This is a genomic window from Comamonas sp. CAH-2 (genome assembly GCF_009668305.1).
Classification (GTDB): Bacteria; Pseudomonadota; Gammaproteobacteria; order Burkholderiales; family Burkholderiaceae_C; genus Comamonas; species Comamonas aquatica.
In genome coordinates this window covers 1-18,367 of the sequence record NZ_VSWF01000037.1, presented here as the reverse complement: position 1 = coordinate 18,367, position 18,367 = coordinate 1, and the positions used below count along the sequence as shown (strand labels likewise).

Annotated in this window: 22 protein-coding genes; 20 read left to right on the top strand and 2 right to left on the bottom strand. The window is 66.6% G+C overall.

Translation table 11 applies throughout. From position 1 onward, the window contains the following. Positions 1–65 precede the first annotated feature (65 nt). Positions 66–1,541: a glutamate synthase subunit beta gene (locus FYM52_RS15785; protein WP_154164791.1), complete on the top strand. Its 1,476-nt coding sequence runs from the start codon at positions 66–68 to the stop codon at positions 1,539–1,541. 230 nt (positions 1,542–1,771) lie between these two features. Here the strand turns inward: FYM52_RS15785 and FYM52_RS15780 are convergent, their stop codons facing one another. Beyond that, positions 1,772–2,194 (bottom strand): DUF3293 domain-containing protein, encoded by a 423-nt coding sequence (locus tag FYM52_RS15780; RefSeq protein ID WP_154164789.1) that lies wholly within the window; start codon positions 2,192–2,194, stop codon positions 1,772–1,774. A gap of 185 nt (positions 2,195–2,379) precedes the next feature. Here FYM52_RS15780 and FYM52_RS15775 point away from each other — a divergent pair, with 185 nt between their 5' ends. The 15 genes from FYM52_RS15775 (at position 2,380) to hisD (ending at position 14,222) form a co-directional block, all read left to right on the top strand. Then, on the top strand, positions 2,380–3,183 hold the full coding sequence (locus FYM52_RS15775) for an amino acid ABC transporter substrate-binding protein (RefSeq protein ID WP_154164788.1): 804 nt from the start codon (positions 2,380–2,382) through the stop codon (positions 3,181–3,183). Between the two features lie 143 nt (positions 3,184–3,326). Beyond that, positions 3,327–3,980, top strand: a complete 654-nt coding sequence (locus FYM52_RS15770; protein WP_154164787.1) for an amino acid ABC transporter permease — start codon at positions 3,327–3,329, stop codon at positions 3,978–3,980. A 4-nt stretch (positions 3,981–3,984) separates the two neighbouring features. Then, positions 3,985–4,737, top strand: a complete 753-nt coding sequence (locus FYM52_RS15765; protein WP_043379794.1) for an amino acid ABC transporter ATP-binding protein — start codon at positions 3,985–3,987, stop codon at positions 4,735–4,737. Between the two features lie 212 nt (positions 4,738–4,949). Then, positions 4,950–5,756: an ABC transporter ATP-binding protein gene (locus tag FYM52_RS15760; RefSeq protein WP_154164786.1), complete on the top strand. Its 807-nt coding sequence runs from the start codon at positions 4,950–4,952 to the stop codon at positions 5,754–5,756. Continuing rightward, positions 5,753–6,529, top strand: coding sequence for a lipid asymmetry maintenance ABC transporter permease subunit MlaE (gene mlaE / locus FYM52_RS15755; RefSeq protein WP_154164785.1), 777 nt, complete (start codon positions 5,753–5,755; stop codon positions 6,527–6,529). The genes FYM52_RS15760 and mlaE overlap by 4 nt, the downstream gene beginning before the upstream one ends. A gap of 44 nt (positions 6,530–6,573) precedes the next feature. Then, entirely contained in the window at positions 6,574–7,056 is a 483-nt protein-coding gene (mlaD, locus tag FYM52_RS15750) for an outer membrane lipid asymmetry maintenance protein MlaD (RefSeq protein WP_043380474.1), read from the top strand. 29 nt (positions 7,057–7,085) lie between these two features. Beyond that, positions 7,086–7,835: a VacJ family lipoprotein gene (locus FYM52_RS15745; protein ID WP_154164784.1), complete on the top strand. Its 750-nt coding sequence runs from the start codon at positions 7,086–7,088 to the stop codon at positions 7,833–7,835. A 46-nt stretch (positions 7,836–7,881) separates the two neighbouring features. Further along, positions 7,882–8,520 carry a phospholipid-binding protein MlaC gene (locus tag FYM52_RS15740; RefSeq protein WP_154164783.1) on the top strand — a complete coding sequence of 213 codons (639 nt, stop codon included), beginning with the start codon at positions 7,882–7,884 and terminating at the stop codon, positions 8,518–8,520. 7 nt (positions 8,521–8,527) lie between these two features. Then, entirely contained in the window at positions 8,528–8,830 is a 303-nt protein-coding gene (locus tag FYM52_RS15735) for a lipid asymmetry maintenance protein MlaB (protein WP_154164782.1), read from the top strand. A gap of 58 nt (positions 8,831–8,888) precedes the next feature. Further along, positions 8,889–9,794 carry an ABC transporter ATP-binding protein gene (locus FYM52_RS15730; RefSeq protein ID WP_043379823.1) on the top strand — a complete coding sequence of 302 codons (906 nt, stop codon included), beginning with the start codon at positions 8,889–8,891 and terminating at the stop codon, positions 9,792–9,794. Beyond that, positions 9,794–10,549 carry an ABC transporter permease gene (locus FYM52_RS15725; protein WP_154164781.1) on the top strand — a complete coding sequence of 252 codons (756 nt, stop codon included), beginning with the start codon at positions 9,794–9,796 and terminating at the stop codon, positions 10,547–10,549. Before FYM52_RS15730 ends, FYM52_RS15725 begins: the two co-directional genes overlap by 1 nt. 78 nt (positions 10,550–10,627) lie before the next feature. Beyond that, a complete protein-coding gene (locus FYM52_RS15720; RefSeq protein WP_043379830.1) occupies positions 10,628–10,873 on the top strand; it encodes a BolA family protein in 246 nt (81 codons plus the stop codon). Positions 10,874–10,957: 84 nt separating this feature from the next. Beyond that, positions 10,958–12,226, top strand: a complete 1,269-nt coding sequence (gene murA / locus FYM52_RS15715; protein WP_154164780.1) for a UDP-N-acetylglucosamine 1-carboxyvinyltransferase — start codon at positions 10,958–10,960, stop codon at positions 12,224–12,226. Then, the gene (hisG, locus tag FYM52_RS15710; RefSeq protein WP_042414296.1) at positions 12,223–12,873 is read left to right on the top strand and encodes an ATP phosphoribosyltransferase; all 651 of its coding nucleotides are present in this window, start codon (positions 12,223–12,225) and stop codon (positions 12,871–12,873) included. Before murA ends, hisG begins: the two co-directional genes overlap by 4 nt. Positions 12,874–12,905: 32 nt before the next feature. Continuing rightward, positions 12,906–14,222, top strand: coding sequence for a histidinol dehydrogenase (gene hisD / locus FYM52_RS15705; RefSeq protein WP_154164779.1), 1,317 nt, complete (start codon positions 12,906–12,908; stop codon positions 14,220–14,222). Between the two features lie 191 nt (positions 14,223–14,413). On the opposite strand, the gene FYM52_RS18675 is transcribed toward hisD, so the two are convergent. Further along, positions 14,414–14,701: a DUF2917 domain-containing protein gene (locus tag FYM52_RS18675; RefSeq protein ID WP_162524749.1), complete on the bottom strand. Its 288-nt coding sequence runs from the start codon at positions 14,699–14,701 to the stop codon at positions 14,414–14,416. Positions 14,702–14,931: 230 nt separating this feature from the next. On the opposite strand from FYM52_RS18675, the gene FYM52_RS15695 reads away from it, so the two are divergent. The 4 genes from FYM52_RS15695 (at position 14,932) to hisC (ending at position 18,342) form a co-directional block, all read left to right on the top strand. Further along, a complete protein-coding gene (locus FYM52_RS15695; RefSeq protein WP_154164777.1) occupies positions 14,932–16,377 on the top strand; it encodes a PLP-dependent aminotransferase family protein in 1,446 nt (481 codons plus the stop codon). Between the two features lie 58 nt (positions 16,378–16,435). Continuing rightward, positions 16,436–16,720, top strand: a complete 285-nt coding sequence (locus FYM52_RS15690; protein ID WP_154164776.1) for a hypothetical protein — start codon at positions 16,436–16,438, stop codon at positions 16,718–16,720. Then, a complete protein-coding gene (locus FYM52_RS15685; protein ID WP_154164775.1) occupies positions 16,717–17,157 on the top strand; it encodes a PIN domain-containing protein in 441 nt (146 codons plus the stop codon). The genes FYM52_RS15690 and FYM52_RS15685 overlap by 4 nt, the downstream gene beginning before the upstream one ends. Positions 17,158–17,223: 66 nt before the next feature. After that, positions 17,224–18,342, top strand: a complete 1,119-nt coding sequence (gene hisC / locus FYM52_RS15680; protein WP_154164774.1) for a histidinol-phosphate transaminase — start codon at positions 17,224–17,226, stop codon at positions 18,340–18,342. Positions 18,343–18,367 lie beyond the last annotated feature (25 nt).

Below are 18,367 nucleotides of genomic sequence, written 5' to 3'. Positions count from 1 at the left end.
ACGGTGGCGCGGCCCCGCCCGCCACCGGCACTGCTCAGCGAACACAGATTGAAGGAATAGACATCATGGGAAAGACCACCGGTTTTCTGGAATACGAACGCATCGAAGAAGGCTACCTGCCCGTGGCCGAGCGCGTGAAGAACTACAAAGAGTTCGTCATCGCCTTGACCCCTGAACAGGCCAAGATCCAGGGCGCGCGCTGCATGGACTGCGGCACGCCGTTCTGCAACAACGGCTGCCCGATCAACAACATCATCCCGGACTTCAACGACCTGGTGTACCGCGGTGACTGGGAGAACGCGATCAAGGTGCTGCACAGCACCAACAACTTCCCCGAGTTCACCGGCCGCATCTGCCCCGCGCCCTGCGAGGCCGCCTGCGTGGTGAACATCAACAACGCGCCCATCGGCATCAAGTCCATTGAGCACGCCATCATCGACCGCGCCTGGGAAGAAGGCTGGGTCAAGCCCCAGCTGCCCAAGGCCCAGAGCGGCAAGAAGGTGGCCGTGGTCGGCGCCGGCCCTGCGGGTCTGGCGGCGGCGCAGCAACTGGTGCGCGCCGGCCACGACGTGACCCTGTTCGAGAAGAACGACCAGGTCGGCGGCCTGCTGCGCTACGGCATCCCCGACTTCAAGCTGGACAAGGTCAATATCGACCGCCGCGTCGAGCAGCTGGTGGCCGAGGGCCTGAAGATCCGCACCGGCGTGCTGGTGGCGGGCAAGGACGGCCTGGGCGAAGGCAGCAAGGTCACCAACTGGTCCAAGGAAACCATCGCCCCCGAAGCGCTGATGGCCGAGTTCGACGCCGTGCTGCTGACCGGCGGTGCCGAGCAGTCGCGCGACCTGCCCGTGCCCGGCCGGGAACTCAAGGGCGTGCACTTCGCCATGGAGTTCCTGCCCCAGCAAAACAAGGTGACGCGCGACGGCAAGCTGAAGAACCAGATCCGCGCCGACGGCAAGCACGTGGTGGTCATCGGCGGTGGTGACACCGGCTCTGACTGCGTGGGCACCTCCAACCGCCATGGCGCACTCAGCGTGACCCAGCTGGAGCTGATGCCCATGCCGCCCGAGCAGGAGAACAAGCCCCTGGTCTGGCCCTACTGGCCGCTGAAGCTGCGCACCAGCTCCAGCCACCAGGAAGGTTGCGAGCGCGAGTTCGCCATCGGCACCAAGGAATTCATCGGTGAGAAGGGTCAACTGACCGCCGTGAAGACCGTGCGCCTGGAATGGAAGGACGGCAAGATGACCGAAGTGCCCGGCTCCGAGCAGATCCTCAAGGCCGACCTGGTGTTCCTGGCCATGGGCTTTGTCTCGCCCGTGCAGACCGTGTTGGATGCGTTTGGTGTGGACAAGGATGCGCGCGGCAATGCCAAGGCTTCGACCGATCTGGTCGGCGGCTACGCCACGAGCGTGCCCAAGCTGTTTGCGGCCGGTGACATCCGCCGCGGCCAGTCCCTGGTGGTCTGGGCCATCCGCGAAGGCCGCCAGGCTGCCCGCGCGGTGGACGAGTTCCTGATGGGGGCCAGCACGCTGCCCCGCTGACCGCCGGGCCGGGGGCGCCGCATGGGCGCGGTGTCGGGGGTGCCTGGTGGGCCCCCGCATCGCCCGCCCTGGGCGCTCTGCGGAGATGCACATTCAGGCGCCTGCGGGCGCCTTTTTGCATGCTGCAAAAAAGAGCGTTGAACGCGCAGGCCTTGCAAGAGGTTAAAGGCTTTTTGCTTCGAAACACGCTTGCAGGCGAGCGCGGGCAGCTAGGAATCAGAGAGCGGGTGTCAGCGCAGCAGCACCAGGCGCGGCACCATGTCGGTGCCGCAGCAGACCACGGCGTTCTGGTTCCACTGCGTGCCCCAGGCGCGGGCCGTGCTCTCGCCCATGCCCCAGACCAGCACGCTGTCCTCGCCGGGCCAGTGGCCCTGCGGGTCGTGGCCATGGCCGTCCAGCCAGGACCAGCCGGCGCGCTGCAGCGCCTGGCGCAGCTGGGCCATGCGGCGTGCGTTCAGGTGGTCGGGCAGCAATTCGCCGAATGGGTTGCAGGCGGTCAAGTAGGCGGCGCAGTGCACGGCATGGCGCTGGTAGTGCGGTGCCAGAGCGGGTTGGGGCAGGTCCAGTTGCAGCTGCCAGTCGCAGTTGTTGAGTCCGTAGTGGGTGGCGTGGTAGGCCTGCAGCAGAGGCTCGGGGAGGGCGGTGTCAGCCATGGCAAGTCCGTCGGAATGCACGCAGGCATGTGGTTTGCATGCGAGTTAATGCCCGGGCAGGTAGCAACCCAGGCTTGTCTGCGCGACAATAGCGGATTCGGCCACCGAGGCATACAGGACATGGGGTTTCCCCGGGTCTGTGGGCGGCGGCCTTCCACCGGTTGTTCCAACTCAACTTTGAAGCCATGAAAAAACGCACCCTTCTCGCATCGTTGGCCCTGACAGCTGTTCTGGCGGCCTGCGGCAAGTCCGAACCCGCCGCCACCGCCCAGGCGCCTGCTGCGCCCGCACCTGCGGCTGTGACCAAGATCGTTGTGGGTCTGGACGACAACTTCCCGCCCATGGGTTTCCGTGACGAGAAGAACGAGCTGGTGGGTTTTGACATCGACATGGCCAAGGAAGCCTCCAAGCGTCTGGGCATGGAAGTGGAATTCAAGCCCATCGACTGGAGCGCCAAGGAAGCCGAGCTGAACGGCAAGCGCATCGACGTGCTGTGGAATGGCCTGACCATCCTGGAGTCGCGCAAGCAGCACATCGCCTTCACCGCCCCCTACATGGCCAACCGCCAGATCATCATCGTCAAGGCCGGCTCGGACATCAAGGACAAGGCCGGTCTGGCTGGCAAGGTGATCGGCGTGCAGGAATCGTCGTCCGCCGTGGATGCGATGAAGAAGGAAGAAGAAGTCTTCAAGACCTTCAAGGAATTCAAGCAGTTCGGTGACAACATCACTGCGCTGATGGACCTGGAAGCCGGTCGCCTGGACGCCGTGGTGGTGGACGAGGTGGTGGGGCGCTTCCATGTCGCCAAGAAGGCCGACACCTACACCGTGCTGGAAGACAACTTCGGCACCGAAGACTACGGCGTGGGCTTCCGCAAGGAAGACACCGAGCTGCTGGGCAAGGTCAACCAGGCCCTGAAGGACATGAAGGCCGATGGCGCCGCCGCCGAAATTTCCAAGAAGTGGTTCGGTGAAAACATTGTCAAGTAAGCTTCGCGCTTGACGCACACACCGGCGTGGCCCGCCTTGGCCACGCCGGTGTTTTTTGTAGGCATGGCTTTGTGCAGCTGTGCAGCGGGGTGCCTGAGGGCGCCGGCGGCTCCCGTCAAGCGGTCGCACTGAAGGCCTTTTCCATGGATTACGTCATTTCCCTTCTGGGGCCACTGTCGCAAGGCGCGCTGGTGACCCTCAAGCTTTTTGCGATCACGCTGGTGCTCTCCATCCCCCTGGGGCTGGTGCTGGCGCTGCTGCGCCTGTCCCGCTTTGCCGGCCTGCGGGTGCTGGTGGGCGGTTACATCTGGCTGATGCGCGGCACGCCGCTGATGCTGCAGATGCTGTTCATCTACTTCGCGCTGCCGTTTGTGCCGGTGATCGGCATCCGGTTCGACGACTACCCGGCCGCCATCGTCGCCTTCACCCTGAATTACGCGGCCTACTTCGCCGAGATCTTCCGCGCCGGCATCCAGTCCATCGACCGGGGCCAGTACGAAGGCGCCAAGGTGCTGGGTCTGAGCTATGCCCAGACCATGCGCCGCATTGTCATTCCCCAGGTGTGGCCGCGCATCCTGCCGCCGCTGTCCAACGAGACCATCACCCTGGTCAAGGACACCTCGCTGATCTACGTGCTGGCCCTGAACGACCTGCTGCGCGCCGCGCGCGGGATTGTCCAGCGCGACTTCACGACCACGCCGTTCATCGTGGCCGCTGCCTTCTACCTTGTGATGACCCTGATCCTGACCTGGGGCTTCCAGTACCTCGAGAAACGCTATGCCAAGTACGACGCCTGATGTGATGATCTCCGCCCAGGGCATCCACAAGGCCTTTGGCGGCGTTGAGGTGCTGCGCGGGGTGTCGCTGGACCTGCTGCGCGGCGAAGTGGTGGCCGTGATCGGTCCCTCGGGCTCGGGCAAGAGCACCTTCCTGCGCTGCCTGAACCACCTGGAGACCATCGACCGCGGCACCATCGTGGTCGAGGGCGAGACCCTGGCGCGCAACGACGACGCCGGCAAGGCCCACTATGCGCCCGAGGCGCAGATCCGCCAGATCGGCCGCAAGATGGGCATGGTGTTCCAGTCCTTCAACCTGTTCCCCCACCTCTCGGTGCTGGAGAACATCATCGAAGCGCCGATGCTGGTCAAGAAGCTCAAGCGCGAGCACATCGTGCCCAAGGCCGAGGCCCTGCTCAAGAAGGTGGGCCTGCTGGAAAAGCGCGATGCCTATCCCAACCGCCTGTCGGGCGGTCAGAAGCAGCGCGTGGCGATTGCCCGGGCCCTGGCCATGGACCCGGACATCATGCTGTTCGACGAGCCGACCTCGGCCCTGGACCCCGAGCTGACCGGCGAGGTGCTGCGCACCATGCGCGAACTGGCCAACGAGCACATGACCATGCTGGTGGTGACCCATGAAATGGGCTTTGCCCGCGAGGTGGCCAACCGCGTGATCTTCATGGATGGCGGCGCCATCGTGGAGCAGGCCCCCGCCGAGGCCTTCTTCGCCAACCCCCAGCACGAGCGCACCCAGGCGTTTCTGCAGAACATGTTGTAAAAAAGCTGCGGCCCAGGCGACCGCAGGTTGGGATCAAAAAGGCCGGAAGTGCTTGTCTAGCTTGCGCATCTAGCTATGAATTTTGCGGATGGCGGGGCGCCATCATGGCCTTGACATACATTCGTGTATGTTTGTTCGGGGTGGCAGCGGGCGGTGCTTGCCGCTTGTCTGCACAATAGCGTTTCTTCCAATTCCTCCGTGTTTTCCATCGCATGAGTAGTCCCGCCCCCCTTGTGGAGTTGCGCAATGTCACCTTTGGCTATGGTGATCGCACCATCCTGCGCGACCTGTCGTTGCAGGTGCCGCGCGGCAAGATCACGGCCTTGATGGGGGCCTCCGGCGGGGGCAAGACCACGGTGCTGCGCCTGATCGGCGGGCAGCAGCGTGCCCAGCAGGGCCAGGTGCTGGTGGCCGGCCAGGATGTGGGACAGATGAATGCCCAGCAACTGTACGCCATGCGCCGTCGCATGGGCATGCTGTTCCAGTTCGGCGCCCTGTTCACCGACATGAGCGTGCTCGACAACGTCGCCTTCCCGCTGCGCGAGCACACCGACCTGCCCGAGGACATGGTGCGCGATATCGTGCTGATGAAACTGCACGCCGTCGGGCTGCGCGGCGCGCGCGACCTGATGCCCAGCCAGGTGTCGGGCGGCATGGCACGGCGCGTGGCGCTGGCGCGCGCGATTGCCCTGGACCCGGATCTGGTCATGTACGACGAACCGTTCGCGGGCCTGGACCCGATCTCGCTGGGCACGGCTGCGCGGCTGATCCGCACGCTCAATGACACCCTGGGGCTGACCAGCATCCTGGTGTCGCACGACCTGGAGGAAACCTTCCACGTCGCCGACCATGTGGTGATCCTCGGCGCGGGCGGCGTGGCCGCCCAGGGCACGCCCGACGAGGTGCGCCAGAGCACGGACCCGCTGGTGCAGCAATTCATCCATGCCCGGCCACAGGGGCCGGTGCCGTTCCACTATCCGGCGCCCAGCCTGGAGCAGGATTTTGGAGGCTGCGCATGAACACCCTCCACGCACTGGGCTTGTGGACCCGCTGCCAGCTGGCAGCGCTGGGGCAGGCCGCCGGCCTGTTCCTGCGCCTGCTGGGTATGCTGCCGGCCACGCTGGCACGCTTTCGCCTGCTGGGCGACCAGATCCATTTCCTGGGCAATTATTCGCTGGCCATCATCGCGGTCTCGGGCCTGTTCGTCGGCTTCGTGCTGGGCCTGCAGGGCTATTACACCCTGCAGCGCTATGGCTCGGCCGAGGCGCTGGGCCTGCTCGTGGCCCTGTCCCTGCTGCGCGAGCTGGGGCCGGTGGTCACGGCGCTGCTGTTCGCCGGCCGTGCGGGCACTGCCCTGACGGCGGAAATCGGCCTGATGAAGGCCGGCGAGCAGCTCTCGGCCATGGAAATGATGGCGGTCGATCCCGTGCGCCGCATCCTGGCGCCGCGTTTCTGGGCCGGTTTCCTCGCCATGCCTTTGCTGGCGGCCGTGTTCAGCGCCGTGGGCATCATCGGCGGCTGGGTGGTCGGCGTGGTGCTGATCGGCCTGGACGGTGGCGCCTTCTGGGGTCAGATGCAGTCCGGCGTGGACTGGTGGTACGACCTGGGCAATGGCGTGATCAAGAGCGTCGTGTTCGGTGTGGCCGTCACCTTTGTGGCGCTGTACCAGGGCTACACCGCCAAGCCCACCCCCGAGGGGGTCTCGCGTGCCACCACCCGCACGGTGGTGGTCGCATCACTGGCAGTGTTGGCATTGGACTTCCTGCTCACCGCATCCATGTTTAGCATTTGAGGCAGCAGCCTCGAACGATGGGTTTCAACAAGGAAACATTTTTTATGCAGGCTTCTAAAAACGACGTATGGGTCGGCCTTTTTGTCTTGCTGGGCGCGGCAGCCCTGGTCTTCCTGGCGCTGCAGTCGGCCAACCTGCTGAGCCTCAGCTTCGAGCCCACCTACAAGGTGACAGCGCGTTTCGACAACATCGGCGGGCTCAAGCCCAAGGCGGCGGTCAAGAGCGCCGGGGTGGTCGTGGGCCGTGTCGAGGCGATCTCCTTCGATGACAAGACCTTCCAGGCCACGGTGCACATGGCCCTGGAAAAGCGCTATGCCTTCCCCAAGGACAGCTCCTTGAAGATCCTGACCAGCGGCCTGCTGGGGGACCAGTACATCGGGATCGAAGCCGGCGCCGACGAGGCCAACCTGGCCGAGGGTGACCGCATCACCGCGACCCAGTCGGCGGTGGTGCTGGAGAACCTGATTGGCCAGTTCCTGTACAGCAAAGCGGAAGAGGGCGGCTCTGCCGCGGCGCCCGCTCCTTGATGTCCACGTTTTCCGCACAAGGTGACACGATGAAAAGCAATTCCAACCCATCCACCGCGCTGTGGCGCCGCACCGGCCTGAGCGCGGCCCTGGCCGCAGGCCTGCTGCTGGCCGGCTGTGCCAGCACCCAGGCCACGCACCCCCAGGACCCGTATGAGGGCTACAACCGGGCCATGACCTCGTTCAACGATTCGGTCGACAAGGCCGTGCTCAAGCCCGCCGCCACCGCCTACCAGACGGTCACGCCCCAGCCGGTGCGCACCGGCGTGACCAACTTCTTCGGCAACCTGGGTGACCTGTGGTCCATGGTCAACCATGCGCTGCAAGGCAATGGCGAGAAGGCCTACAACCACATGGTGCGTTTCACCACCAACACCGTGCTGGGGATCGGCGGCCTGCTGGACATCGCTACCGAGATGCGGGTCGAGCGTGACAAGCAGGACTTCGGCCTGACCCTGGCCAGCTGGGGCGTCAAGCCCGGCCCCTACCTGGTCCTGCCCTTCCTGGGCCCCTCGACCGTGCGCGACACCGTGGCCTTGCCAGCCGACTGGTGGGGACACCCGATGGACCGCATGCACCCGGTGTCGCACCGCAACAGCCTGCTGGGCCTGCGCCTGGTCGATGCGCGCGCCAACCTGCTGAATGCCACCGACACGCTGGATGCCGCGGCCCTGGATCGCTACACCCTGATACGGGATTTCTATTTGAAACAGCGTGACCCTGCCAGCCGCCAGCACAATGACGACAACGCTGGTCGCGTAGAGAGCTACGACGACTGAGAGCAAGAAGCCAGGGCCATGGGCCCTGGTGCGAAAGGATGATTGGATGATGCAACGCCGTACCTTGGCTGCCCTGCTGGCGGCCTCCACCGCCCTCTGGATGGGCACTCCCAGCTGGGCACAAGCCCCTGCGGAAGCGCCGGACGCGCTGGTCAAGCGCCTGTCGGCCGACCTGCTGGAGACCATCAAGGCCGATCCAGAGCTGCGCAAGGGCAACATCGCGCGCATTTCCCAGGTGGTGGACACCACCGTGATGCCGCACGTGAATTTCCGCCGCATGACCTCGGCCGCCGTGGGTCCGCAGTGGCGCCAGGCCACGCCCGCGCAGCGCGACCGCCTGCAGCAGGAGTTCAAGCTGATGCTGATCCGCACCTATGCCGGTGCCCTCAAGCAGGTCAGCGACCAGCGCGTCGAGGTCAAGCCCCTGCGCGCCGCGCCCGGCGACAAGGACGTGCTGGTGCGCACCGAGGTGCACGGCAAGGGTGAGCCCGTGCAGCTGGACTTCCGCCTGGAGAACACCGACGGCAAGGCCTGGAAGATCTACAACCTGAACGTGCTGGGCGTGTGGATGGTGGAAACCTACCGCACCCAGTTCGCGCAGGAGCTCAACAAGGGCGGCATCGACGGCCTGATCACGGCCCTGTCCAGCCGCACCATGGCCGCCGACGCCCAGGCCAGCAAGTAAATCCGCCATGTCCTCTACGATTGCCCTTCCTTCCGTGCTGAATGCCGATGTGGCCGTGCAGGCCCAGGCGCAGCTGCGCCAGCAAATCCAGGCGCTGCCTCAGGGCACGCCGGTGGTGCTGGACGCGGCGGCGGTGCAGTCGTTCGACTCGGCGGGTCTGGCCCTGCTGCTGGCCTGCCGCCGTGTGGCGCTGGCCCGTGGCAGCCGCCTGCAGGTCCAGGGTTGGCCCGCCAGCCTGCGGGCGCTGGCGCAGGTCTATGGCGTCATGCCCCTGCTGGACCCCGACAGCGCAGAGGCCGCGGCCGCCTGAAGGCCTCTGCCGGCGGCAGCGGTCGGATCGCCATGCGGCCTTAGAATGTCAGGCTCTCATGCCAGCCATCTCCATCCAATCCATCTCCAAGACCTACGCCACCTCCCGGGGTGATTTCCATGCGCTGCGTGATGTCAGCCTGGACATTGCCGAGGGCGAGTTCTTTGGCTTGCTGGGCCCGAATGGCGCAGGCAAGACCACGCTCATCAGCATCCTGGCGGGGCTGACCAAGCCCAGCGCCGGGCGCATCACCGTCATGGGGCACGACGTGCAGGGCGACTTCGCCGCCGCACGCAAGCAGCTGGGCGTGGTGCCGCAGGAGCTGGTGTTCGACCCCTTCTTCAACGTGCGCGAGACGCTGCGCCTGCAGTCGGGCTACTTCGGCGTCAAGCACAACGACGCCTGGATCGACGAGTTGCTGGAGAACCTGGGTCTGGCCGACAAGGCCACGGCCAACATGCGCCAGCTGTCCGGCGGCATGAAGCGCCGCGTGCTGGTGGCCCAGGCCTTGGTGCACAAGCCCCCGATCATCGTGCTGGACGAACCCACGGCCGGCGTGGACGTGGAGCTGCGCCAGACGCTGTGGCACTTTATCGCCCAGCTCAACAAGCAGGGCCACACGGTGCTGCTGACCACGCACTACCTGGAAGAGGCCGAGGCCCTGTGCAACCGCATCGCCATGCTCAAGCAAGGCCAGGTGGTGGCGCTGGATGCCACGTCCAACCTGCTCAAGACCGCCTCGGCGAACGTGCTGCAGTTCAAGACCGACCATGCCCTGCCGGCCGAGCTGGCCCCCGTGGCCCGCGTCACCGGGCGCGTGGTGCAACTGCCGGCCCAGGGGCCGCACGACATCGAGCGCTTCCTGGCGACGCTGCGCCAGGCGCAGGTGGTCATGGAAGACATGGAAATCCGCCGTGCCGACCTGGAGGACGTGTTCCTGCAGGTCATGAAGGGAGCCGCGTGATGCAGGGCTGGACCTCGCTGTTCTACAAGGAAATCCTGCGCTTCTGGAAGGTGAGCTTCCAGACCGTGGCCGCCCCCGTGCTCACGGCTGTGCTGTACCTGCTGATCTTCGGCCATGTGCTGGAAGACCATGTGCAGGTCTTCGACGGCGTGGGCTACACCGCCTTCCTGGTGCCCGGTCTGGTGATGATGAGCGTGCTGCAGAACGCCTTCGCCAACAGCTCCTCCAGCCTGGTGCAGAGCAAGATCATGGGCAGCGTGGTGTTCATCCTGCTGACACCGCTGTCGCACTGGGCCTGGTTCATGGCCTTTGTGGGCGCCTCCATCGTGCGCGGTCTGGTCGTGGGCCTGGGCGTGTACGTGGTGACCCTGTGGTTCACCCCGCCGGTGGCGGCGGCGCCGCTGTGGATCTTCACCTTCGCCTTCCTGGGCGCGGCGCTGCTGGGCACGTTGGGCCTGATCGCCGGGCTGTGGGCCGACAAGTTCGACCAGATGGCGGCATTCCAGAACTTCCTGATCATGCCCATGACCTTCCTGTCCGGGGTGTTCTATTCCATCCAGTCGCTGCCACCGTTCTGGCAGCAGGTCAGCCACCTGAACCCGTTCTTCTACATGATCGACGGTTTCCGCTACGGCTTCTTCGGCCAGAGCGACGTGTCGCCCTGGGTGAGCCTGTCCATCGTCGGCGTGGCCTGGCTGGTGGTCAGCGCCCTGGCCGTGCACCTGCTGCGCATTGGCTACAAAATCCGCCATTGAGCCCACTTCGGCGTGCAGCCTGGTGCTGCACGCCACCGTATCCGGCGGCAGCGCAGGCGCTGCGGCCCAGAGAAATGTATGACCGCTGACCAACTTCAATCCATCATCCGCGCCGGCCTGGCCTGCGAGCACCTGACCGTGGAAGGGGATGGCCGCCACTGGTATGCCACCATCGTGTCCGCCGAGTTCGAGGGCAAGCGCCTGCTGGCGCGCCAGCGTCTGGTGTATGCCACGCTGGGCGACCGCATCAAGACCGACGAGGTGCATGCGCTGTCCATGAAGACCTACACCCCGGCAGAATGGGCAAATGCCCCGTCTGAGTGATCATCATTTCATAGCTGTTGGCGCTTGCCCCACAAGGGCTGGAGCCTTATTTCTTCAAATACTCTGATTCAAGGCTCCCACGCCATGGACAAACTCCTCATCCGCGGTGGCCGTGCCTTGCACGGTGAAGTGCACATCTCCGGCGCCAAGAACGCCGCCCTGCCAGAACTGTGCGCCGCACTGCTGACGGCACAGCCCGTCACCCTGCACAACGTGCCACGTCTGCAGGACGTGAACACCATGCTCAAGCTGATCCGCAACATGGGCGTGACGGCCGAGCGCGACGAGCATGGCACCGTGCAGCTGAATGCCGGTGCGCTGCACAACCCCGAAGCCCCGTACGAGCTGGTCAAGACCATGCGCGCCTCGGTGCTGGCCCTGGGCCCGCTGCTGGCGCGCTTTGGCCGTGCCAAGGTGTCGCTGCCCGGCGGCTGCGCCATCGGCTCGCGCCCCGTGGACCAGCACATCAAGGGTCTGCAGGCCATGGGCGCCATCATTACCGTGGAAAACGGTTACATGCACGCCAGCCTGCCCGCTGGCTGGACGCGCCTGAAGGGCGCGCACATCACCACCGACATGGTGACCGTGACCGGCACGGAAAACTTCCTCATGGCCGCGGCGCTGGCCGAGGGCGAGACGGTGCTGGAAAACGCCGCGATGGAACCCGAGATCACCGATCTGGCCGAGATGCTGATCAAGATGGGCGCGCAGATCAGCGGCCATGGCACCAGCCGCATCGTGATCCGCGGCGTGCAGGCGCTGCACGGCTGTGAGCACGCCGTGGTGGCCGACCGCATCGAGGCCGGCACCTTCCTGTGCGCTGTGGCGGCCACGGGCGGTGAGGCGTTCCTGCGCCACGGCCGTGCCGACCACCTGGGCGCCGTCATCGACAAGCTGGTGGACGCCGGTGCGCAGGTACAGGCCGAGGACGGTGGCATCCGCATCCGCAGCCAGGGCCGCCTGAAGGCGCAGAGCTTCCGCACCACGGAATACCCCGGTTTCCCGACCGACATGCAGGCGCAGTTCATGGCGCTGAACCTGGTGGCCGAGGGCACCAGCACGGTCACCGAGACGATTTTTGAAAACCGCTTCATGCACGTCAACGAGATGCTGCGCCTGGGTGCGCACATCACCACCGACGGTCGCCTGGCGACCGTGGTCGGTGGCGTGCCCCTGAGCGGTGCCACCGTGATGGCCACGGACCTGCGCGCCTCGGCCAGCCTGGTGATCGCCGGCCTGGTGGCCAAGGGTGAGACCCTGGTGGACCGCATCTACCACCTGGACCGTGGCTACGACTGCATGGAAGCCAAGCTGCGCGGCCTGGGCGCCGATATTGAAAGAGTGTCGCAATGAGCATCACCATCGCCCTGTCCAAGGGCCGCATCTTCGAAGAAACCGTGCCCCTGCTGGCCGCGGCCGGCATCGTGGTCACGGAAGACGTGGACAAGTCGCGCAAGCTGATTTTCGACACCACCAACCCCGAGGTGCGGGTGGTGCTGGTGCGCGCCTCCGACGTGCCGGTGTACGTGCAGTACGGCGGTGCGGACCTGGGCGTGTCGGGCCTGGACTCGCTGATCGAACACGGCGGCCAGGGCCTGTACCAGCCGCTGGACCTGCAGATCGCCAAGTGCCGCGTCAGCGTGGCCGTGCGCAAGGGCTTTGATTACCAGCACGCCGTCAAGCAGGGCGCGCGCCTGAAGGTGGCCACCAAGTACTCCACAATCGCGCGCGACTTCTTCGCTGAAAAAGGCGTGCACGTGGACATGATCAAACTCTACGGCTCCATGGAGCTGGCGCCGCTGACCGGCATGGCCGATGCCATCGTCGACCTGGTGTCCACCGGCAACACGCTCAAGGCCAACGATCTGGTCGAGGTCGAACCCATCATGGACATCAGCTCGCGCCTGGTGGTCAACCAGGCCTCGCTCAAGCTCAAGCAGCGGACCCTGCGCCCCATCCTTGATGCCTTCGCGCAGGCGGTTGCCGCCAAGAACCCCTGATTCCCTTTCCCCACTGTCACCGTCCAAGCACTATGGAAATCGCAGCTACTCCCCTCCGTCTGTCCACCGCGGATGCCAATTTCGAGCATGATTTTGCGCAGCGCCTGCATTGGTCGGCCGACACGGATGCTGCGATCGAGCAGCGCGTGGCCGACATCCTGGCCGACGTGCAGCAACGCGGCGATGCCGCCGTGCTGGAGTACACCGCGCGCTTCGACGGTCTGCCCGCCGATGGCATGGCCGCGCTGGAGCTGAACCAGGCCGAGCTGAAAGCCGCCTTCGACAGCCTGCCCGCCGTGCAGCGCGAGGCCCTGGAGTCCGCCGCGCGCCGCGTGCGCAGCTACCACGAGGCGCAGAAGAAGGCCAACGGCGAAAGCTGGAGCTACCGCGACGAGGACGGCACCTTGCTGGGCCAGAAGGTCACGCCGCTGGACCGCGTGGGCATCTACGTGCCCGGCGGCAAGGCGGCCTACCCCTCCAGCGTGCTGATGAACGCCATCCCGGCCCATGTGGCCGGTGTGCCCGAGATCATCATGGTCGTGCCCACGCCCAAGGGCGAGAAGAACGCGCTGGTGCTGGCCGCGGCCTATGTGGCGGGCGTGACCCGCGCCTTCACCATCGGAGGGGCCCAGGCCGTGGCGGCCCTGGCCTACGGCACGGCCACCGTGCCCAAGGTGGACAAGATCACCGGCCCCGGCAACGCCTACGTGGCCAGCGCCAAGAAGCGCGTGTTTGGCCTGGTCGGCATCGACATGATTGCCGGCCCCTCGGAAATCCTGGTGCTGGCCGACGGCAGCACGCCGCCCGAGTGGGTGGCCATGGACCTGTTCAGCCAGGCCGAGCACGACGAGCTGGCCCAGTCCATCCTGCTGTGCCCCGATGCCGCCTACATCGACGCGGTGCAGGCCGCCATCGACCGCCTGCTGCCCGAGATGCCTCGCCAGGCCATCATCGCCAAGAGCCTGAACGACCGTGGCGCACTGATCCTGACGCGCGACATGGACGAGGCCTGCGCCATCTCCAACCGCATCGCACCCGAACACCTGGAAGTCTCCAGCAACGACCCGCACCGCTGGGAGCCGGCGCTCAAGCACGCGGGCGCTATCTTCCTGGGGGCCTACACCAGCGAATCGCTGGGCGACTACTGCGCCGGCCCCAACCACGTGCTGCCCACCAGCGGCACGGCGCGCTTCAGCTCGCCCCTGGGGGTCTACGACTTCCAGAAGCGCAGCAGCCTGATCGAAGTCAGCGAGCAGGGCGCCCAGGTGCTGGGCCAGATCGCCTCGGTGCTGGCGCATGGCGAGGGCCTGCAGGGCCACGCCCGTGCCGCCGAGATGCGCTTGAAGTAAAACTGCGCCGCCAGGTGTGCACCAGCCGTGGCGCGTCCACGGCTTTTTTTCGTCCGTTCGGCGGTGGCTGGCACGCATGCTGCGCCCGCGTGTCCCATGGTTGTCTGCCGTCGCACGGCATCTTTCAGCAGCCTGGCGGCTGCGCGCCGCCTCCAGCGACCGCCAGGGGATTTGCCAGCCGCCGCAGTCACTTATGCCGGTGTACCACTGCCCGGGGGCAGCAGCACCCAGCGCACCAGGGCCGGCGCCTGCCCCTGCGCGCCGAGGTACAGCCGGGCGGGGCCCGGGCAGTACAGGCGCTGGCCGGCTTCGGCAAATCGGTCGTTCAGCAGGTCTTGTTGCGTGAGCCACAGCCGGCCCTGCTGGCATTCCAGCACCGCCATCCGGCCCTTGGGAATGCACAAGGCCTGCACCGTACCGGCTGCCTGCAGGGGCAGGGGCTTCCAGGGTGGTGCTGGGGGGCAGGACTTGGAGTCCAAACCGCCATTCCCAGCGCCTGCCGGTGCCATGGGTGGAGTGTGTCGGGCTGCGCGGGGAGGGGCGTGGATTGCATACATGCCGTCACTGTCGGGCAAGGCCGCCGGCGGCAACAGCCGCAGTCCGGCGTGAAGCGGGCCGGTACAGGCGCAGGGCCTGGGCCTTCTGTGCTGCATGGCCGGCGGGGTATCTGTACTGCCGGTGGTGGCCTGGGGTGGTACAGAATGCCGGCATGGATTCCGCTGCCTCTCTTCCGCTGTATCTGCAGATTGCCGAACCCCTGGCCCAGTGCATACGCCAAGGCACCCTGGCGCGCGGCGACAAGCTGCCCTCGGTGCGGGCGCTGGCCCGCCAGCATGGCGTGGCACAGACCACGGTGGTGCAGGCCTTCCACTGGCTGGAAGATGCGCAGCTGATCACGGCCCGCCCGCGCTCGGGCTTCTATGTGGCGGCGCGCCCGGCCCAGCTGCCGGAGCCCAGCACGGTCCAGCCGCTGCGCCGGCCGCGCGCGCTGTCCAAGGACTGGTTGGGGCAGCGCGTGCTGGGGCGCAAGCAGCCCGAAGGCATGCTGTCCTTCAGCAGCGGCACGCCGGGGCCGGACTTGCTGCAGACCGACCGCGTGCGCCGGGCCGTCACGCGTGCCGTGCAGCAGCACCGCCATCTGCTGTCCACCTACCCGGATGCCAGTGGCCACGAAGACGCACGCCGTGCCCTGGCCCGCTATGCGGTGGGCCTGGGGTGCAGCCTGGACCCGGAGCGCATTGTCATCACCGGGGGCTGCATGGACAGCGTGGCCCTGTGCCTGCGGGCGGTGACCCAGCCGGGTGATGTGGTGGCACTGGAGTCACCCACGCATTTTTCGTTTTTGGAGGTGCTGCAGTCGCTGCAGCTCAAGGCCCTGGAGATTCCCACCCACCCCCGCCATGGCCTGTCGGTGGATGCGCTGCAGCTGGCGCTCGACACCCAGCCGGTCAAGGCCCTGGTGCTGGTACCCACCCTCAGCAATCCGCTGGGCAGTTGCATGCCGCAGGCCGAGCGCAAGCGCCTGGTGCAGCTGGCGGCGCAGCATGGGCTGCCGGTGATCGAAGATGCCATCTATGCCGATCTGGCCGAGGGCGATGCCATGCGCCGCACGCTCAAATCCTATGACAGCAGCGGCCAGGTGATGCTGTGCCATTCATTTTCCAAGACGCTGGCGCCGGGTCTGCGCCTGGGCTGGCTGGAGGCCGGCCGCTGGGCGGCGCAGGTGCGCCACATCAAGGAAATGCAGGCCGGAGGCCAGTCCGCCGTGCTGGAGCTGGCGCTGGCCGACCTGATCACCCAGGCCGGCCACCATGCCGCCATGCGCCAGTTGCGCGCCGCGATTGCGGTGCGCGTGGACCAGGCGCGGCAGGTGATTGCCCAGTGTTTTCCGGCGGGTACGCGGGTCAGTGATCCGCCGGGCGGGCTGCTGCTGTGGCTGGAGCTGCCGCAGGGCGTGGGCGCCGTGCCGCTGCACGAAGCCTGTCTGGCCGAGCAGATCCTGATTCCGCCCGGGCGGCTGTTTGGTGCGGCCGGGCGTTTTCCGCAGGGCGTGCGGATTGGCCTCGGCGGCGACTGGACGGCACAGCATCTCGACGCCTTGCGGCGCGTGGGCGAGATCGCCCGGCATTTGCTGCGCGGTGCGGCCACGGTTTGACGGGGATTTGGTTTCACACGAATTTCGTGCAGCACGAATTTCGTGTACGATGGGCGGCATGAAGAACGTCACCATCACCGTGGAAGACAGCGTGCTCGACTGGGCGCGCATCGAGGCAGCACGGCGCGGCACCAGTGTCTCGCGCATGCTGGGTGACTTCATGGCCGAGATGATGCAGCGCGAGGACGCCTACGAGCGCGCCTACCTGGCCTGGCGCACGGACGAGCGCAGCTGGCAGCAGGGCGCCCAGGCGCCTGCGAAATCCGTAGCACGCAGCGCAAGCAGCCAGCGCGCTACAGGCCAAAAAGACACCAAGTCCACCGCCCTCGGGGATGCCGCATGAACCCGGTGTTCGTCGATACCTCGGTCCTGATCGCGGCGGAGAACGTGGGCGGCGGCGCGCTGTATGCCGCCACACTGGACTGGCTGGACTTGCTGTGGCGCCGCCGCAGCGGCCGCACCAGCCACCAGGCCCTGGTGGAGTTCTACGACCAGGTGACCACCGTCCCCCAGCCCATGTCGCAGGGCGATGCGCGCGCGGCCATCCGCCGCTACCAGACCTGGACCCCCTGGAAAACCGACAGCGCCACGCTGGAGACCGCGTGGGCCGTGCAGGCCCGCCACCAGCTCGACTTCGGCGATTGCCTGGCCGTGGCCTGCGCCCAGCACAGCGGCTGCGCGCAGATGCTGAGCCTGCACCTGCCGCATGGCGCGGAATTTGGCGGCGTGACCGTGGTGCACCCGCTGCAGCAGGCCGCACCGGCCGTGGAAGGAGCCTGAGCGCCCCCAGACCATGGCAGTCCGTGCCATGCCGGCCAACGCAGGTTCCCGCAAGAAAGTAAGACGATGACAGTGCCAGAGACCCAGCAACGAGCCATGCAACGCATCCGCGCCGATGTGCGCGCCATGTCGGCCTACCACGTGCAGCCCGCCCAGGGCCTGCTGAAGATGGACACCATGGAGAACCCCTTCCGCCTGCCGGCCGCGCTGCAGCAGGCACTGGGCGCGCGCCTGGGCGCCCTCGAGATCAACCGCTACCCCGGCGAGCGCCTGGACGTCCTCAAGCAGATGCTGGCCGACTACGCCGGCGCGCCCGCAGGCAGCGCCGTGCTGCTGGGCAATGGCTCGGACGAAATCATCACCCTGCTGGCGCTGGCCACGGCCCAGCCCACCGAGGGTGGCCGCGCCACCATGCTGGCGCCCATGCCCGGCTTCGTGATGTACCCGCTGAGCGCCCAGTTGCAGGGCCTGGACTTCGTGGGCGTGAACCTGACGCCGGATTTCGAGCTGGACCTGCCCGCGATGCAGGCGGCGATTGCGCAGCACCGGCCCGCCATCACTTACATTGCCTACCCCAACAACCCCACGGCCACGCTGTGGCCCGAAGACCAGGTGCAGGCCGTGATTGACGCAGTCGGCGCCATCGGCGGCCTGGTGGTCATGGACGAGGCCTACCAGCCGTTTGCCAGCCGCAGCTGGATCCGCAACATGCAGGCCGACCCGGCGCGCAACGCCCACGTGCTGCTGATGCGCACGCTGTCCAAGTTCGGCCTGGCCGGCGCGCGCCTGGGCTACCTGATCGGCCCCGCGGCCCTGGTCAACGAGCTGGACAAGGTGCGCCCGCCCTACAACATCAGCGTGCTGAACTGCGAAACCGCCATCTTTGCACTGGAACACGCCGCGCTGTACGCTGAGCAGGCCGCCGCCATCCGCGCCGAGCGCCTGCCGCTGATTGACGCCCTGACCGCGCTGGACGGCGTGGACAAGGTCTGGCCGTCCGAAGCCAACATGGTGCTGCTGCGCGTGCGCAATGCCGCCGCCGCGCAGGCCGCCATGAAGGCCCGGGGCGTGCTGGTGAAGAATGTCTCGGCCATGCACCCGCTGCTGGCCAACTGCCTGCGCCTGACCGTGGGCACCCGTGAAGAAAATGCCCAGATGCTGGCAGCCCTGAAGGAATCGTTATGAGCAACGCCCTCGTGCCCTCCACCGC

Bases quoted from the DNA above. Each gene is read 5' to 3' on its own strand.
- hisC (WP_154164774.1), top strand. From the start codon at position 17,224: ATGACAGTGCCAGAGACCCAGCAACGAGCCATGCAACGCATCCGCGCC.
- FYM52_RS15785 (WP_154164791.1), top strand. From the start codon at position 66: ATGGGAAAGACCACCGGTTTTCTGGAATACGAACGCATCGAAGAAGGC.
- FYM52_RS15760 (WP_154164786.1), top strand. From the start codon at position 4,950: ATGAGTAGTCCCGCCCCCCTTGTGGAGTTGCGCAATGTCACCTTTGGC.
- hisD (WP_154164779.1), top strand. From the start codon at position 12,906: ATGGAAATCGCAGCTACTCCCCTCCGTCTGTCCACCGCGGATGCCAAT.
- FYM52_RS15720 (WP_043379830.1), top strand. From the start codon at position 10,628: ATGACCGCTGACCAACTTCAATCCATCATCCGCGCCGGCCTGGCCTGC.
- FYM52_RS15695 (WP_154164777.1), top strand. From the start codon at position 14,932: ATGGATTCCGCTGCCTCTCTTCCGCTGTATCTGCAGATTGCCGAACCC.
- FYM52_RS15725 (WP_154164781.1), top strand. From the start codon at position 9,794: ATGCAGGGCTGGACCTCGCTGTTCTACAAGGAAATCCTGCGCTTCTGG.
- FYM52_RS15685 (WP_154164775.1), top strand. From the start codon at position 16,717: ATGAACCCGGTGTTCGTCGATACCTCGGTCCTGATCGCGGCGGAGAAC.
- FYM52_RS15740 (WP_154164783.1), top strand. From the start codon at position 7,882: ATGATGCAACGCCGTACCTTGGCTGCCCTGCTGGCGGCCTCCACCGCC.
- FYM52_RS15770 (WP_154164787.1), top strand. From the start codon at position 3,327: ATGGATTACGTCATTTCCCTTCTGGGGCCACTGTCGCAAGGCGCGCTG.
- murA (WP_154164780.1), top strand. From the start codon at position 10,958: ATGGACAAACTCCTCATCCGCGGTGGCCGTGCCTTGCACGGTGAAGTG.
- FYM52_RS15690 (WP_154164776.1), top strand. From the start codon at position 16,436: ATGAAGAACGTCACCATCACCGTGGAAGACAGCGTGCTCGACTGGGCG.
- FYM52_RS15745 (WP_154164784.1), top strand. From the start codon at position 7,086: ATGAAAAGCAATTCCAACCCATCCACCGCGCTGTGGCGCCGCACCGGC.
- mlaE (WP_154164785.1), top strand. From the start codon at position 5,753: ATGAACACCCTCCACGCACTGGGCTTGTGGACCCGCTGCCAGCTGGCA.
- hisG (WP_042414296.1), top strand. From the start codon at position 12,223: ATGAGCATCACCATCGCCCTGTCCAAGGGCCGCATCTTCGAAGAAACC.
- mlaD (WP_043380474.1), top strand. From the start codon at position 6,574: ATGCAGGCTTCTAAAAACGACGTATGGGTCGGCCTTTTTGTCTTGCTG.
- FYM52_RS15775 (WP_154164788.1), top strand. From the start codon at position 2,380: ATGAAAAAACGCACCCTTCTCGCATCGTTGGCCCTGACAGCTGTTCTG.
- FYM52_RS15735 (WP_154164782.1), top strand. From the start codon at position 8,528: ATGTCCTCTACGATTGCCCTTCCTTCCGTGCTGAATGCCGATGTGGCC.
- FYM52_RS15780 (WP_154164789.1), bottom strand. From the start codon at position 2,194: ATGGCTGACACCGCCCTCCCCGAGCCTCTGCTGCAGGCCTACCACGCC.
- FYM52_RS15765 (WP_043379794.1), top strand. From the start codon at position 3,985: ATGATCTCCGCCCAGGGCATCCACAAGGCCTTTGGCGGCGTTGAGGTG.
- FYM52_RS15730 (WP_043379823.1), top strand. From the start codon at position 8,889: ATGCCAGCCATCTCCATCCAATCCATCTCCAAGACCTACGCCACCTCC.